This is a genomic window from Bartonella sp. AA97HXZ (assembly GCF_042196985.1).
In the GTDB taxonomy this organism is placed as follows: Bacteria; Pseudomonadota; Alphaproteobacteria; order Rhizobiales; family Rhizobiaceae; genus Bartonella.
The window spans coordinates 46046-62696 of sequence record NZ_JBHIRC010000002.1 but is presented as its reverse complement, the minus strand read 5'-3'; the positions used below and the strand labels follow the sequence as shown (position 1 = coordinate 62696).

Below are 16651 nucleotides of genomic sequence, written 5' to 3'. Positions count from 1 at the left end.
TAGATCAAGCACCTGGTTCAGAAATGCCCATGGAGCAAGGTCCAAATACGCAGTTTCCTGTGGAGTAGTTGTTATAAATATCTACGGAGCTGATGCGGCATGTATCAGCTTCGTAGAAGAATTCGTGGGATATAAAGCAGGAGATAAGTACAAGATATCAGTGGAATGAGTATCATTATTTTGAATATACTTTTAATTTAAAAGAGAAAGTCCGTGGGGTATTTAGTCAATCTTTAATTTTTGAGACAAATAGCTATTTGTAGAATATACAAAAAGTGATGTTTGTAAAATTTACTACAAAGAAAGAGAATGTGCGAAACAAGTTTTTATATTGTGTGAGATAAAAAAGCTACGAAGCAGTAATATTTTTAGATTTAAAGAATTTATATTAAAGATAGCATTAAAATTATTGTAATAATAATATGCAATTGAAATCAAAAATTTAGAGAATAATCAGAAAATTTAATGAAAACCGTTGCAATGACAGTTATAGGTGCTGGTTCTTTTGGTACTGCATTAGCGATAGCTCTTGCCCGTAATGGTCATAATGTTTTACTTTGGGGTTATAGTCCTCAACATATCAAAGAATTACAGGAACAACGTTGTAATCAAGTATATTTACCCGATGTTCGATTTCCTGAAAATTTATTACTTGAAGCTTCCCTTGAAACTGCAATAACGGCAAGTCACAATATATTAATCGCTGTTCCAAGCCATGTATTTCATCAAGTTTTGTATAATATTCAGCCTTATTTAGATCAGCATTCACGCGTTATTTGGGCTACAAAAGGTTTAGAACATGGTACTGGACGTTTCTTACAAGAGGTTGCTCGTGAGATTTTAGGTGAAAAAATTCCTTTAGCTGTTTTTTCTGGACCAACTTTTGCTCAAGAACTAGCTATGGGTTGGCCTACTGCAATGACGATAGCAGCTTCTGATGTTGAGTTTGGTAAAGAATTGCAGCAACTTTTTCATTGTGACAAAAGTTTTAGAGTTTATAAAAGTTCAGATATGATTGGTGTTCAATTAGGGGGGGCAGTCAAAAATGTTATTGCTATTGGTGCAGGAATATCAGATGGCATAGGTTTTGGGGCAAATGCACGAATAGCTCTTATCACACGAGGACTAGCTGAAATCAGTCGTTTAGGGGGGGCTATGGGTGCTGAGCTTTCCACATTTATGGGAATGACAGGCTTAGGTGATCTGGTTTTGACATGTACTGATAATCAGTCGCGTAATCGCCGTTTTGGAATACTTCTTGGTAAAGGAATAGATATAAAAGAAGCAGAAAAACAAATTGGTCAGGTTGTGGAAGGATACTTAAATACCAAGGAAGTATATACGTTGGCGCAGCGTATTGGGGTAGAAATGCCCATTGTAGAGCAAATTTATCAAATTCTCTATTGTGGTAAAAATATAACTGAAGCGGCAAACACATTACTAAGCCGCGCCCTCAAGGACGAAATTCAATGATATCCTGTTTTTTAATAATTCCAATCGTAAAAAATAGAAACATGCTATGATAGACATATAAAATAGATTTTATTGATGGTTGTATAAGGCAGTCATATTCCAGAAAATTATAGATTCATATCATTCGATTCTTTATGAAACATGGCTGAAATATAAAAGTTTTGGCTTTTGTCTAAGAGCTATCTCTTTGAAGATAAATTGTCGTTTCCACTTATACATGTTTATGTAATGTAATGAACAAGATATTTTTATTGTCTCTTAAATTCATCTCACAATGATATTTGCAAACAGAATAATACAAGACTCATTAGGTAGAAGCATCTTATTTATGTAACGTATAAGCTAAGAATATCGGGGCAGGGATATTGCGAATCTCTGTTTTTGTAATTCTTTAAAACAAGAAGACAATCTAATTTGGGAAGAAGATGAAATTTTAAAGCTGAAAATCTGTTCCCATTTCTACAATCATTTTTAAATTCGGTTTTACGCTATCTAAAGCAATATCTTTTAAATAATAGAGATTATCTCACACCTTTATTTTCTCATTTTCTAATGAAAGCATTTCTCTGATGTGTCAGGTAAAATAGAATGCCCAAAAAAACACGATTGCTGTTGTATATTCATGTTCTTGTTTTAAAGAGACCTCTCTCTTAAAACTCCCAAGTCCACTTCGCGACGGTGACCGTGAATAGTATAACGATAAAGCCATTGTGCACATCCCCATCTTTACGTTTATGAAGGAGGAAGACGAGCATCATTACCCCCCAATGTTGAAACAGCTCTTGGCACTTGAAGCTGTTCAGTAGAGATATTTAAGCCTTTTATTTTCTCACATGTCAATTCTGTTTTTTATATGCAAGAAATGATTTTTGGAATTATAACTTTGAAAGTCTAAGATTGAGAAAATGTTATTGTACTTGTTTGTGACTGTCAGTTAAACTAAAAAATAATGTGATTATAAAGATAAAAAATTGATTTATATAAATAATTCATTTTATTTTTGTATTGAGTTAATTAAAAATATGTGTTTGCTTGTCACAAGCGGGTTAGTACGTGGATAAAAAATTATTAAAGATACTTCTAATGAATCATCTCAAGTGTCAAGGGTTGTTTCAATATTAGAACATGGCAAGTAAAATGACGGTGTCGGTTTGTCATCTGTATAAACATTAAAATGGTGGTAAAAAAAGGATTTTATATACTTCACAGGGATTTTTTATACGTTTTACAGGTACCATTGTGAAATGGAATGGCATGCATTGAGAGATATCTTAAAAAAATGCATGAAGGAGCAACAGCTATAGTGTTTTTGGGTGTTCTATTTTACCTGACATATCAAAGAAACGCTTTCATTAAAGAACGAGCAAAATAAAGGTGTGAGGTAAAGAGTAATCTCCATTATTAAAAAAACATTGATGTAGATGCTTTTAAAATCGTAAAGTCTCATTAAAGAATAATAGTAAAATTAACGATTGATTTCTTTACGCCTTCATATTCTTCCTAAATTAGATTGTATTTGCGTTTCAAGAATAAATCAAACGGTAGAAATATTTTTTTTTCAATTTGCTACACAAAAGCTGAAACTAAGGATTTTAATAATTCTCTAATCTCTGTTTCAAACTGCGGTGGCATGAGAGTTGGATATTGATTTATAAGCAATGGCAAAAGCGTATACTTTAGTAAGGTAAATGACGTCATAAAACACAAACTTTATCAACCATGAATTGAAGAAATATTCCGGCTTTTTATAAAATATTTTGCGAAACAAGGCATCGTACATCTGGTTTTGTATTCACTTATTCTTACAAACACTTGTACACATGCCTTACGTCATATTATTATAAGTCAATACACTGTTATATAGCTGAGAAAGTACTCAATACCCGATTAAAGCACTATGCACATGATTGATTTTATTTTTTAGTGCAATAAAATAAAATTTATCCTTCTTGAGAATCGTCACTTTTTTTTAGTTCTTCAAGTATTGGCATAGACATGATGTTATAGCCTGAATCAACATAATGGATTTCACCTGTGACACCTGATGATAAGTCAGAGAGTAGATAAAGAGCAGATTTTCCAATTTCATGAATATTTACGGTACGACGTAATGGGGCATTACGGCGTTGATGTGAAAATATTGCCCGTGCAGCTGCAATACCATTACCTGCTAAAGTTCTAACAGGACCAGCGGAAATCGCATTGACACGAATATTTTGAGGACCAAAGTCCGCTGCTAAATAACGTACCATAGCTTCTAAAGCTGCTTTAGCAACACCCATGATGTTATAATTAGGCACAACTTGCTGTGAAGCACCATAGGTAAGAGTTAAAAGTGCTCCTCCATTCGGCATAAGCTTACCCGCGCGCTGGGCAATTTCAGTAAAGGAATAAGCTGAAATAACCATCGTGCGTTGAAAGTTTTCACGTGTTGTAACATCAACGTAACGCCCTTTTAGCTGAGTTTTATCTGAAAAACCAATGGCATGGACAATAAAATCAATTGTTTTCCATTCTTTTTCAAGTTGCTCAAAGACGTAATCAATATTTTCACTTTTTTCAACGTCACACTCTAGCACTAATTTGCAGCCAAGTTTATCTGCTAGGGGATGAACACGTTTGCCAAAAGCATTTCCTTGATAAGTCAACGCTAATTCCGCTCCTGCTTGTGCGAGCTGACAGGCAATGCCCCAAGCAATTGAATGGTCATTCGCAATTCCCATAATAAGGCCGCGTTTGCCCTCCATCAAACCTTTCATATTATTCTCCGTAAGACCGTACTTTTTTCAATTACTAAGAGCTTTTGTTTATACATAACGTTGGAAAACAAGCGTTGCATTGGTACCGCCAAAGCCAAAAGTATTCGACAATACGGTATTCAGTTGTTGATGATCACGTCGTTCACGAACGATTGGCATATCAGCAAAAGCTGGATCAAGTTCTTCAATATGGGCACTTTCACAAATAAAATTATGATTCATCATTAACAATGTATAGATTGCTTCGTGAACACCTGCTGCTCCCAAGGAATGTCCTGTTAGAGACTTAGTAGCGGAAATGGGGGGGCATTGATCACCTGCTCCAAAGACACGACGGATAGCTTCTATCTCAGGAGGATCACCAACAGGAGTTGCTGTCGCATGGGGATTGATATAATCAATTTTATTATTGACTGTTGCAAGAGCCATGCGCATGCACCGCTCCGCTCCCTCTCCTGATGGGGCAACCATATCATGTCCATCGGATGTCGCACCGTATCCAACGATTTCTCCGTAGATTTTTGCACCACGTGCTTTAGCAAGTTCTAAATCTTCAAGGACTAAAACGCCAGCCCCTCCAGCAATGACAAAACCATCACGATTAACATCATAAGCACGTGAAGCTTTGTGAGGGGTGTCATTATATCTGCTGGACATAGCGCCCATGGCATCGAATAAAACAGATAGTGTCCAATCCAAATCTTCGCAGCCTCCGGCAAAGATGCGCTTCTGTTTACCATATTGAATCATTTCGTAAGCATTACCAATACAATGATTGGAGGTAGCACAAGCTGAAGAGATTGAATAATTGATCCCCTTTATTTTAAAGAAAGTTGCTAATGTTGCAGATGCTGTAGAACTCATCGCTTTAGGGACAACAAAAGGTCCAACACGTTTTGGGCCTTTTTGGCGTGTAATGTCAGCAGCTTCTACGATTGAATGTGTTGAAGCACCTCCAGAACCCATAATAATACCCGTGTGTTCGTTCGATACTTCATGCGGTTCTAGACCCGCATCAGCAATTGCTTGATCCATGGCAATATGATTCCATGCTGTTCCACGCCCATGAAAACGTAGAGCACGTCGATCTACGAGTTCTTCTATATTAATATCGGGCTTGCCATAAACTCTGCTACGAAAGCCTAATTCAGCATATTGAGGTGCGTAAGAAATTCCGGATTTTGCTTCACGTAAACTGGTTAAAACAGCTCCAGGGTTATTTCCAATTGCGGAGACAATTCCCATTCCGGTTACAACAACTCGACGCATTCATACCTCCTCGTTCCATACAGAATAGTGAAAAGTTCTTTCTGACGGAAATAACGTTCAATCTTCTTTGAATAAAGCAACGCGTAAATCGTTCGCCTTATAAATAGTCTCTCCATCTGCTTTTAGCCACCCATCAGCTATTCCTAAGACTAAATTTCCACGTCGAATACGCTTAAAATCTATTTCATATTCAAGAATTTTGGTTTGTGGAGTTACCATCCCTGATAACTTTACTTCACCTGTTGATATTGCTCTTCCTTTGCCTGGTTCACCTAGCCAACCAAGAAAAAAACCTGTTAATTGCCACATACCATCCAGTCCAAGACATCCTGGCATGACGGGATCGCCTATAAAGTGACAATTAAAGAACCACATGTCTGGTGTAATGTCAAATTCGGCGCGAACCATTCCTTTATCGTATTTACCATCAGTTTCACTAATTTGAGTGATTCGATGAATCATCAACATTGGCGGTGCTGGCAATTGCGCATTACCTCTACCAAACATTTCGCCGCGAGCGCAGCTTAGAAGCTCTTCATATGTGTAGCGAGACTTTTGTTCAGCCATTGTTACTCCATTTATTTGCATATATCTTTAATTTCTGCGCTTTTCCCAACCTACTTTTAGAGCAAATTTTAAAGAGAGGGAAATGATTTTATATCATTTTTAATGACAAAAGCCTTTTTTTATGTATTCTACGTAGGTAATTATTTAAAAATGGAATACAAGATTACACCATACTATTCCCATTTTTTTGTATTTTGATCTTATTTAGCAGGAATGTATTTGGGTTTGTAATTATGTCAGTGAGTGCAGACAATTTAGATATGAATGAAGAGCAGCAGTTCACAAAAGAGTGTGGAAAAATTGTGCAATATTATTCCATTTCTATGTTAGAAAAACGTTTGCGTCAAAATGGTCTGCGTCCAACACGTCAGCGGTTGGAACTTGCACATATGATTTTTTCTCAAGGAAATCGTCATATTACTGCTGAAGAGCTCTATGAGGAAGCGATGAAGGCAGGTGTACCTGTATCTTTAGCAACGGTTTATAATACGCTTCATCAATTTACGGAAGCGGGATTATTACGGATTATTGCCGTAGAAGGCTCAAAAACTTGGTTTGATACAAATACCTCTGATCACTACCATTTTTATATAGAAGGTGAAAATCGTATTCTTGATATTCCTTACAATTTGGAAGAATCTCCCATTATTAGAAATTTGCCTAAGCCACCAGAAGGTATGGAAATTTCACATGTTGATTTAATCGTGCGATTGAAACCAAAAAATCAATCTTGTGATAGGCAGTGAGGATATTCAATGAGGAATAAAAATTAAACTTGTTGAGTTTGATTATTCACCAGCCTTTTACTTTTACTTTTTCATCAGGATAGATTCCCCATAACTGGGGTTGTTGAAGCCATCCGCGTGTATTATTAATGTTTAATTCGCACCATTGTCCATCACATTGGCGGATATTACCAATGACATTAGGTTCTACTTCTGCCACAAGTTCTGCGTTGTCGGTGGGATTTTTTCGTAGCATTAGTCTTTTAGTTTTATCTTTTTGCCATGGAATAGTTATAGCAGTTCGCTTTCCCGATAAAAGCGATTGATACACCCACCCCTCATCGCCTTCGGCATCACGAATTTTGCGCCATTGATCATATTCTTGAATGATTTCAATAGGTAAGCCCTTCTTTTTGTAGGTAAAAATGATAGAATAGTTGCTTCCTGGTCCGACGCGTACATTAACGCTGGTGGGTTTAATCGAAGCAAATCGCGGAAGTGGTAAACCACTGGGCCCTAAATTTTGATTAAATGTTTGTGCATGCAACAAATGAGGTGAAACTAATACAATGACTGTTGCTATTAAGATACATGATGCGAGTATTGAAACGCGAAACCAACGAGAATTTTGCACACCGAACTCCTTTATTTCATCATATATTGGAAATTTAAAATCTGAAAGATAAGACTGGAAACTGATAAAAAGTATGACACACTGCTCGTTAAAGAGATCTAAACGATGAGAAAATTGCTACAAAAATATCAAAATAAGGAAAACAAAAGCTTGTATCTCTTTTCTGGGTTTATTTTTCGAAATAAAAATATAGGTATACATATTATGAACAAAAAACTGTTCAGTGAAGGGGTTATTGTATAGCTTGAAAAGAAATTTTAAATGAACCAAATAATACGATGAATGAAACATTTAAGCGTAAAAATATGAGCAACATTATAGAGTAGATTGATATATGAAGGGCTAACAGAACACTTTTTCGTGATAATCGATTTTATAAAATTTGCTATAATCTTATGCCATGATAATGCTTATCCGTATTAGTAGATAAGCTGGCTCCATTGTTCTATTTACCAGCTTTCAATGTTATGCAGTTCCTATTATTTATGGTGTTCATAGGAAGCCTTTTTGTTTTTTCTTAAATAGCTTTTATTCTATTTGCGTACGAATCCCGCTTATGATGTACAAGAAAATAATCTTCATTGATTCAATATGAGAAGGTGTTGAGAAATTTTATGTTATTAAGAATTATTACTTAATATGAAAAATGATTACTTATAATAACAAATCTACGCGTTAAAAACTTTAACTCGTTATTTAAATTTTAAAAACATTTCCATCAAAAATGGTAATAAAAGGCACATTCATCCATATTAAAAAATAGTGTTTTCTCTGTTTATTATCAATTTTCTTTTCTCTAACTCAGTATAGAAGAAAGTTGAATGAAATAGAAAGGCTTATTCGATACACTGATGAGGGTAATTACATAAGTGATGAATAGAAGAATTTTATCAAGAAAAAAGAATCTGTAGTGCAGTGGTTGAAATTCGTCATCCTTTAGAGAGACAGAATCAAGGGATATAAAAGTTATGGAATTATATCGTTTTGTTACATAACTGAAGGTAAAGAGGATTATGCATTTAATATCATATATTTACACACAATCGCATATGGCGATAGTTGTTTTTGTTTTGTAAAAAGACCTAGGATGATCGAAAGATGTAGAATATTTAATGACAAAAAAGAAATTCATCATGAAATTTATACATAAGAAGCGGTTATTTAAGAGATATCCAGAAGGAAAAAATTATAGCGAGAAGTGATAACAAAACATCCCGCACTCAATTTACATAGGAAAAAGTCGCTTAAATATCTAAAGTGTAGTTTGTTATCTATTTTTTGAAATATAAGAGTGAAATAAAAACCACCTCTATGATAGAAACCTTATTATTTTCAAATAACTAACATATTAGATAACATTGTACATAAAAAACTACACACAAGCAATTCATCGCAATCGCCTATGAAGATAAAATTTTCTAGTAGCTTACTATCTATTGCTTATGCAATTATATAATATCATAAAGTATATTACTTTACCGCAACAGTTCGTCCGTTACTAACAAAACCTTCTCTTTGTGCACGCTTACGAGCAAGCTTACGTGTACGACGAATAGCTTCAGCTTTTTCACGAGCACGCTTCTCAGATGGCTTCTCATAATAACTACGCATTTTCATTTCACGGAAGATACCTTCACGCTGCATCTTTTTTTTCAACGCACGGAGCGCTTGGTCAACATTATTATCACGAACGAGTACTTGCACTATCTATCCTGCTTTTTTCAGTGTCATAAATGATAGGAAAAAACCTACGTCCTTTTAAAGGCATATCCAAAAGGACAAGCACTTATATCATATAAATGAGACATTTGTCTATATCGCTTTTTAAAATTCTATTTTTTTTACAATAAAAACGCTTTTTATAATGAATGATAGAATTTACGGTTATAAATTTATGAAAGTCCTTGTATTTGATCATTTTCGTCAAGATGAATTTTTTCAGCCGTGGGATAATGGGGTAGTCCCGGCATGGTCATAACATCTCCACAAATGACAACAATAAAACCGGCTCCCGCACAGAGACGAACTTCTCGTATGGGAATTTCAAAATCAACAGGAGCTCCGTATTGCGTGGGATCAGAAGAAAAAGAATAAGGTGTTTTTGCCATACAAATAGGGTAGACGCCAAAACCTTCTTTTTCCCAAGTTTCAAGTTGTTTGAGAATAGGGGCTGAGATGATGGCGCCACGTCCACCGTATAGCTTTGTTATAATACAATTAATTTTTTGAACGAGTGGAATATCATCTTGATAGAGAACTTTAAAATCAGAATCGTACTTTTCAATCAAGGTAACGAGTTCTTGTGCAAGTTCTATAGCGCCTTTTCCACCTTGTTCCCAATGCTTACAGATAATAGCTTTGTGTCCAGTTGTTGCAACTATTTTTTGTAATGTTTTTATTTCAGCATCGCTATCGCTGTCAAAATGATTGATAGCCACAACACAAGGAATACCGTAGTGCTTCATATTTTTTATGTGTCGTAAAAGATTGGCTGCCCCTTTTTCTAAAGCGGTGATATTTTCTTCTGTCAGGTTATTTTTATCCAGACCACCATTCATTTTTAATGCACGAATAGTTGCGACGATCACTGTAGCATTTGGTACAATACCTGCTTGCCTACATTTGATATTGAAGAACTTTTCTGCTCCAAGATCTGCTCCAAACCCTGCTTCTGTGACAACATAATCAGCAAGTTTTAAAGCAGTTTTTGTTGCTATAACTGAATTGCAACCATGAGCAATGTTGGCAAAAGGTCCTCCATGAACGAGAACAGGATTATTTTCAATTGTCTGTACGAGATTGGGTTGTATAGCATCTTTGAGAAGAACTGCCATTGCACCTTCCGCATTGAGATCAGCAACGGTGATGGGCGTTTTATCATAACGATAAGCAACAATAATTTTTTTGAGTCTTTGTGTAAGGTTTTCTAAATTTTCAGAGAGACAAAGAAGCGCCATAATTTCTGATGCAACAGTAATATCAAAACCTGTTTGACGTGGAAAACCATTTGTTATGCCCCCCAATGAAATGACAATATCGCGCAATACACGGTCATTCATATCAAGAACGCGTTTCCAAACAATGCGACGTGGATCAATGTTTAGAGTATTTCCCCAATAAAGATGATTATCTATCATTGCGGCAAGAAGATTATGAGCAGCTGTAATAGCATGAAAATCACCGGTAAAATGTAAATTAAGGTCATCCATTGGAATGACTTGCGCATAACCACCACCAGCAGCACCACCTTTTACACCAAAACAGGGACCTAAAGATGGTTCTCTCAAGGTAGCTATTGTTTTTTTACCAATAAGATTAAGAGCATCACTTAGTCCAACTGTTGTTGTTGTTTTGCCTTCTCCGGCAGGTGTGGGATTGATAGCTGTGACAAGGATAAGTTTACCATCTGGATTTTTATTAAGCGATTTTATGTATTCAGAAGAAATTTTAGCTTTATCATGACCATAGGGAATGAGATTGTCATGTGAGATACCAATTTTTTGTGCAATTTCAATAATATGTTGCTTTTTAGCAGTGCGAGCAATTTCAATATCAGTTTTAGGCATGGAAAAATTCTTTAAATTCAGCTTTTATTAATGTTTGGGATCTGTACCCCATGGATTAATTAGAAAAATTCATAAAGAACAGAAAAATATTAAGATATCATAGAAATCGTTGATATGCCATGCAAGAGATAATGCTAAAGAAGCACAAGAAGAGTTTTATTGTTTTTTAGGAAAAAGAATCACTTTGCTTTTAAGCAGTAAAAATACGTTTAATTCAATTAAAAATATTACAAAAAGAAGCTGTGGTTTGCAACAAATGCTGATGATATTAATGGATACCATAAGTGTTTCATAGTAGTACGTTTGAGAAGTAGTTTATTTATTCTTTCCAACAACACACTGAAAAAGTTTCACATGGTGGTAAACCGGAATTTATGGCAGCACATCTGAAGTCCCTCTTAAGATGGGACTGCTAGGAATAAAATATCCAGAAACATCCAGTTATGGAACAATTAGAAATAAGCACGTAAAAAATTACCTAACTGAGTAGAGAGTATAATCCGGAAGAGACCAAAAACAAGCGCATAGATTGAAAAAAGAAAACAACAACATACGCTACTCATGCAATCGCTACGATTATAAGCTAATAAAAGCACCTTAGAGCTGAATTGAAGGATTCATAACATCTTATTCTAGCAAAATGGCTAAAGAAACGACTCACAACAGAATGAAATAACAAAATACAAAGATAGGTAAAAATAAATCACAAAATAAAGAATTTAAAAAATCTGACTTTATAAGTAAGATATTGATAGATGGCGCACCCGAAGAGATTCGAACTCCTGACCCCCAGATTCGTAGTCTGGTGCTCTATCCAGCTGAGCTACGGGTGCATACATTTCAATTTTTTACATTGTCTAAGACAAAGGGTTCCTAATCGTTTCATTAAAGAAATGCAAGTGAAACTTGAGTCGTCATAAAAAAATCTCTCTTTTTTTATGATATATTTTAAAAAAGGATATAATATATTATGGCTTCAGTTGGTTTTGATATGAACATTTTTTTGTCATGACCATACAAAGCGATATGAACGATAGTTAACTTGACGTTTTAATCTATGAAAGATAGTCAAGCAGAGGTGAGATGTGTTTTTTGCGGTGGGGGTAAGATATATACACCCGCTGTTGGGTTTTTGTGTAAAACGCCGATATTACTGTTGAAAACTATTTCAGATGAACATGACACAGCAAGGGCGGATGTATGGCGTTATTAAAAAAGAGCTTTCCATTAGTGTTTTTAATCGTTGTTTTAACGGTTACTTATTGGGCTGGAAAAAAGAGTGCAGACCAACCCATTTCTATGGTGGATAAAACAAGAGTATCGGATAAAGCTTCAAATGAAAAAATGGGAAGGCCACCGGTAAATGTTGTCGTTGATCTTGTAAAAGTTCAAGATCTTTACGAACAACTTAACGTTCTTGGGAGTGGAAAAGCTCTTGCAGAAGTCGAGCTTACCCCTTTATCCTCAGGTGTTATTGATAAGCTTTTTGTATCAGCGGGTACAAAAGTACAAGCTGATGATGTGATTGCAAAGCTTGATTCTAAAAAAGAAGAAATAGCGGCTGCAAAAGCAAAAGTGCAACGTGATAACAATGCATTGACGCTTTCGCGTATTCTTAAATTACGCGCCAGCAATACAGCAACGGAAGTTCAAGAAATTATGGCACGCTTAGAGTTGGATAACGCAAATTTAGTTTTGCGTAATGCTGAATTAGATCTCGATCGGCGAACAATTCGAGCACCGATTCCTGGAGTTGTTGGTATTTTGCCCGTTGATGCGGGGAATAACGTGACCCTTAATACTGTAATAGGCCGTATTGAGAATAGAGAACGTATTTTGGTCGATATATGGGCCCCTGAACGATATGTGTCGCGCATCCATAAAGGAGATGAGGTAACGGCAACGTTAATCGCGCAGCCAGATAGATCTTTTGTTGGTCATATTTATGCGATTGATAATATCGTTGATCCAGAAAGTCGCACACTTCATGTTCAGGTTGAAATCAACAATGAAAAAGATACGCTCATGTCTGGTATGTCCTTTTCTGTTTCCTTGCAGTTTCATGGTGGTTCTTTTCCTGTCGTTAATCCTCTTGCAGTGCAATGGAATAGTAAAGGGTCATTCGTTTGGCGTGTGAGAGAAGGAAAAGTAGAGTCTATACCCGTAACAATTATTCAGCATAAAGCGGATCAGGTTTTCGTGAAAGCTCCCCTAGAAAATGGTGATCAAGTTGTCATTCAAGGGGTGCAAATGCTTTATCCAGGAAGTAAAGTAACTATTGATGATCCAAAGTCTCATCAACAGCAATTATCAGTAGGTTATGGAACGGATATACAATGAGCCAAGAATTGAGCACAAAACAGCCTATGTCAAAGGTGGAGCAAGGTGGTCTCATTACCTTATTTATTCGCAGACCGGTTTTTACTCTTGTTTTGAATGCTATGATCATCATTGCAGGATTTGCAGCATGGTTAAATGTTGATGTAAGAGAATTACCCGATGTTGATACTCCTGTAACAACGATTGTGACGATGTTTTCTGGTGCATCGGCAGAAACAATTGATCGTGAAGTTACAAAAGTTATAGAAGATGCTGTTTCTCGTGTTTCAGGTGTTAAGACGATTTCTTCAACGTCTTCTTTTGGACGCTCCCGTGTGAAGATTAACTTTAATGTCGGTGTTGATTTGAATGTTGCAGCATCTGATATTCGTGATGCTCTCTCTCGTGTTACCTATTCTTTACCGAAAGATGCGGATTCGCCTTTGATTATTAAAGCAGATTCGAATGCTGCTGCCATGATGTATTTGGTTGTGACGTCACCAACAATGAGTGTTGATGATTTAACCACGATTGTAAACGATCAGATTGTTGATGCTATTTCTGCTGTTGATGGTGTTGGTGATGTACAGGTCGATAGTGCTCGCACAAAGATTTTTCAGATTGATATAGATCAAGCAAAACTTGCAAGTTATGGATTAACTGTAGCAGATATTTCACGTGTTCTTGCTGATATGACAACAGATGTGCCAGTAGGGTCATTACGCAATTCTAAGCAAAGTTTAGTTGTACGTGCTACTGCACGTTTAACAACACCAGAATCTTTTGAACAAGTTGTTTTAAAGCCTCATGTGCATCTTGGTGATGTTGCGCATGTTACTTTATCGCCGGATATAGAAACAGTTATTCTTCGTATCAATGGAAAGACAGGTATTGGATTAGGTATCGTGCGTAAAGCACAATCCAACACTCTTAATATTTCTGAAGGTGTGAGAGCCGTTGTTGATAATCTCAAAAGTATTGTTCCTTCTTCTGTAAATATAGACGTTATTAATGACGATGCAATTTTTATTAAAAGCGCTCTTCATGAGGTTGAAGTTGCGTTGGGTATTGCTATTTTGAGCGTTATCTTGGTCATTTTTCTTTTTCTCAGAGACATTCGTGTAACGCTGATACCTGCTTTATCTCTTCCTGTCGCTTTGATTGGTACCATTGCGGCTATTTATCTTGTAGGGTTTTCATTGAATATTCTCACATTTTTAGGACTTGTTTTAGCAACAGGGCTTGTTGTGGATGATGCCATTGTTGTTCTTGAGAATATTGTTCGGTGGCGCAACATGGGATTAGGTTCCAGAGCAGCAGCGGTGATAGGAACACGTGAAGTATTTTTTGCTGTTTTAGCAACAACATTGACTTTAGTGGCTGTGTTTGTTCCTATTTCCTTTCTTCCTGGGCAAGTTGGAGGTCTTTTTAGAGAATTTGGTTTTGTTTTGGCAATTTCTATTTTGCTTTCTTCAGTTGTTGCCTTAACGCTTTGTCCAATGTTGGCTTCGCGTTTTCTCAAAGAACATATTGAGGAAAAAGAGGAAAAGTCCCATCATTTTGCTTTTTTATATAAATTAGGTACTTTTTTTCATAAGGCATATACTTACAGTTTGCATAAGTGTTTAGAAAAGCCTTGGGCTGTTGTTTTTGCTTCACTTATTTTTGCGGGTCTTTGTGTTGGAGGCTATACGAAGCTACAACAGGAATTAACGCCAGCAGAAGACAGAGCTGTGATCTTTTTGGTTATTAATGGACCACAAGGTATTTCAACACAATATTTGAACGAGCAAATAGAGCAAATTGAAGCAAGTCTACAGCCATTACGTGATGCAGGGGAGATTGCTAACAGTTACTCTATTGCGGGTGCTGGCGGTTCACCCAATACTGCTTTTTTGATTTTATTGCTTTCATCTTGGGATAAACGTTTACGGAGTCAGCAAGAAATCGTGAAAGATATTAATGCAAAGGTTAAACAGTTTCCCGCAGTTTTTGTGTTTGCTGCGCAGGGAAATTCTCTAGGTGTGAGCGGAACTGGGCAAGGGTTGCAATTTGCAATTCTTGGCAATGATTATGCAATATTACAACCCATTGCTGATAAGCTGGTAAGTGCTTTACAAGATGATCCGCGTTTTATTCGCCCACGCCTTACTGTTGATGCAACGCAACCGCAATTTTTTATTGAAATCAATCGAAAAAAAGCCTCCGATTTAGGGATTGATATCACCAATTTGGGCGATACATTACAAACAATGTTGGATGGTAAAAAGATTGGTTCCATTAACGTGGATGATCATTCTTACGATGTTAAATTGATATCGCGTACAAATTCTATGAAGAGTCCTAGCGATTTAGAAAATATTTTTTTAAAAACCAAAGACAATCGATATGTTCCTTTATCGGTTATTGCGCGTTTACATGAAAAAGCTATTGCTCCTCAATTAAAACGGGAAAAACGCATGAGTGCTGTTATTTTAAGCGCAAATCTTGCTCCAGATATCGCTTTAGGGGAAGCTTACCAAACTGTACAGAAAATTGCTTCTCCTTTGTTATCAAAAGGAACCTATTTGGTTCCCTTAGGGGAAGCCGAAACGCTTAATGAAACATCTTCCAATTTTATGATTGTTTTTGGCATTGCCTTTTTGATTATTTTATTGATTTTGGCTGCTCAGTTTGAAAGCTTTATTTCAGGATTCATTATCATGGCCACTGTCCCATTAGGGATTGGTTGTGCTGTAATTGCTATGCTATTAAGTGGTGTGAGTCTTAATATTTACAGCCAAATTGGATTAATTTTGTTAATTGGTGTTATGGCAAAAAATGGTATTCTCATTGTTGAATTTGCAGATCAATTACGTGATCAGGGAAGAAGCGTGCGTGAAGCCGTAGAAGAAGCAGCAAACATTCGCCTTCGTCCAGTTTGTATGACAATGATTTGTGCCATTTTAGGAGGTATTCCTTTGGTTTTAGCCAAAGGTGCTGGCGCAGAAGCTCGTATAGCTTTAGGTTGGGTTATCGTTGGTGGCTTAGGTTTAGCAACTATTTTTACGCTTTATGTTACACCGGTTGTTTATCTTTTTTTAGGGCGTTTTATAAGACCAAAAGCAGAAGAAGATTTACGTTTAACAAAAGAACTCAATCAAGTTAAATGATGTATATGATAGAAAAGATTTGAAAATTTATTCTTGTAAAAATATCATTTTCGGATCTTATCCTTTATATTTTGTATATTCCTTCATTTTTATGTGAGCAGTGAAAATAGCGAGCAATAAAAGAGATGCTTTCTGCTTTGTTATTGTTTGGGCATAGATTTCATTATCAATAACCGTATAGGATAAG

Annotated in this window: 10 protein-coding genes and 1 tRNA gene; 4 read left to right on the top strand and 7 right to left on the bottom strand. The window is 36.1% G+C overall.

Annotation, left to right across the window (positions count from 1 at the left end):
* Positions 1-465 precede the first annotated feature (465 nt).
* On the top strand, positions 466-1473 hold the full coding sequence (gpsA, locus tag ACFINE_RS01695; RefSeq protein ID WP_375620836.1) for an NAD(P)H-dependent glycerol-3-phosphate dehydrogenase: 1008 nt from the start codon (positions 466-468) through the stop codon (positions 1471-1473).
* A gap of 1940 nt (positions 1474-3413) precedes the next feature.
* On the opposite strand, the gene fabI is transcribed toward gpsA, so the two are convergent.
* Genes fabI through fabA form a run of 3 tightly spaced genes read right to left on the bottom strand, consistent with a single transcriptional unit; the run spans position 3414 to position 6068 of the window.
* A complete protein-coding gene (gene fabI, locus ACFINE_RS01690; protein ID WP_375620835.1) occupies positions 3414-4232 on the bottom strand; it encodes an enoyl-ACP reductase FabI in 819 nt (272 codons plus the stop codon).
* A 48-nt stretch (positions 4233-4280) separates the two neighbouring features.
* A complete protein-coding gene (fabB, locus tag ACFINE_RS01685; protein WP_375612835.1) occupies positions 4281-5501 on the bottom strand; it encodes a beta-ketoacyl-ACP synthase I in 1221 nt (406 codons plus the stop codon).
* 57 nt (positions 5502-5558) lie between these two features.
* Complete coding sequence (fabA, locus tag ACFINE_RS01680; RefSeq protein WP_273722474.1) at positions 5559-6068, bottom strand: 3-hydroxyacyl-[acyl-carrier-protein] dehydratase FabA; 510 nt, start codon at positions 6066-6068, stop codon at positions 5559-5561.
* 233 nt (positions 6069-6301) lie between these two features.
* On the opposite strand from fabA, the gene irrA reads away from it, so the two are divergent.
* Positions 6302-6814 carry an iron response transcriptional regulator IrrA gene (irrA, locus tag ACFINE_RS01675; protein ID WP_375611439.1) on the top strand — a complete coding sequence of 171 codons (513 nt, stop codon included), beginning with the start codon at positions 6302-6304 and terminating at the stop codon, positions 6812-6814.
* A 46-nt stretch (positions 6815-6860) separates the two neighbouring features.
* Here the strand turns inward: irrA and ACFINE_RS01670 are convergent, their stop codons facing one another.
* From ACFINE_RS01670 to ACFINE_RS01655, 4 genes are all read right to left on the bottom strand, one after another.
* On the bottom strand, positions 6861-7427 hold the full coding sequence (locus tag ACFINE_RS01670; RefSeq protein ID WP_375620834.1) for an SH3 domain-containing protein: 567 nt from the start codon (positions 7425-7427) through the stop codon (positions 6861-6863).
* Positions 7428-8897: 1470 nt separating this feature from the next.
* Positions 8898-9131: a 30S ribosomal protein S21 gene (gene rpsU, locus ACFINE_RS01665; RefSeq protein WP_012754552.1), complete on the bottom strand. Its 234-nt coding sequence runs from the start codon at positions 9129-9131 to the stop codon at positions 8898-8900.
* 188 nt (positions 9132-9319) lie between these two features.
* A complete protein-coding gene (locus tag ACFINE_RS01660; protein ID WP_375620833.1) occupies positions 9320-10993 on the bottom strand; it encodes a formate--tetrahydrofolate ligase in 1674 nt (557 codons plus the stop codon).
* A 756-nt stretch (positions 10994-11749) separates the two neighbouring features.
* A tRNA-Arg gene (locus ACFINE_RS01655) sits at positions 11750-11826 on the bottom strand.
* 367 nt (positions 11827-12193) lie between these two features.
* Between ACFINE_RS01655 and ACFINE_RS01650 the strand changes: the two genes are divergently transcribed.
* Both ACFINE_RS01650 and ACFINE_RS01645 read left to right on the top strand, forming a co-directional pair.
* Entirely contained in the window at positions 12194-13333 is a 1140-nt protein-coding gene (locus ACFINE_RS01650) for an efflux RND transporter periplasmic adaptor subunit (protein ID WP_375620832.1), read from the top strand.
* Entirely contained in the window at positions 13330-16464 is a 3135-nt protein-coding gene (locus tag ACFINE_RS01645) for an efflux RND transporter permease subunit (protein ID WP_375620831.1), read from the top strand. Before ACFINE_RS01650 ends, ACFINE_RS01645 begins: the two co-directional genes overlap by 4 nt.
* The last annotated feature ends 187 nt before the right edge of the window (positions 16465-16651 follow it).

Bases quoted from the DNA above. Each gene is read 5' to 3' on its own strand.
- gpsA (WP_375620836.1), top strand. From the start codon at position 466: ATGAAAACCGTTGCAATGACAGTTATAGGTGCTGGTTCTTTTGGTACT.
- fabI (WP_375620835.1), bottom strand. From the start codon at position 4,232: ATGAAAGGTTTGATGGAGGGCAAACGCGGCCTTATTATGGGAATTGCG.
- fabB (WP_375612835.1), bottom strand. From the start codon at position 5,501: ATGCGTCGAGTTGTTGTAACCGGAATGGGAATTGTCTCCGCAATTGGA.
- fabA (WP_273722474.1), bottom strand. From the start codon at position 6,068: ATGGCTGAACAAAAGTCTCGCTACACATATGAAGAGCTTCTAAGCTGC.
- irrA (WP_375611439.1), top strand. From the start codon at position 6,302: ATGTCAGTGAGTGCAGACAATTTAGATATGAATGAAGAGCAGCAGTTC.
- ACFINE_RS01660 (WP_375620833.1), bottom strand. From the start codon at position 10,993: ATGCCTAAAACTGATATTGAAATTGCTCGCACTGCTAAAAAGCAACAT.
- ACFINE_RS01650 (WP_375620832.1), top strand. From the start codon at position 12,194: ATGGCGTTATTAAAAAAGAGCTTTCCATTAGTGTTTTTAATCGTTGTT.
- ACFINE_RS01645 (WP_375620831.1), top strand. From the start codon at position 13,330: ATGAGCCAAGAATTGAGCACAAAACAGCCTATGTCAAAGGTGGAGCAA.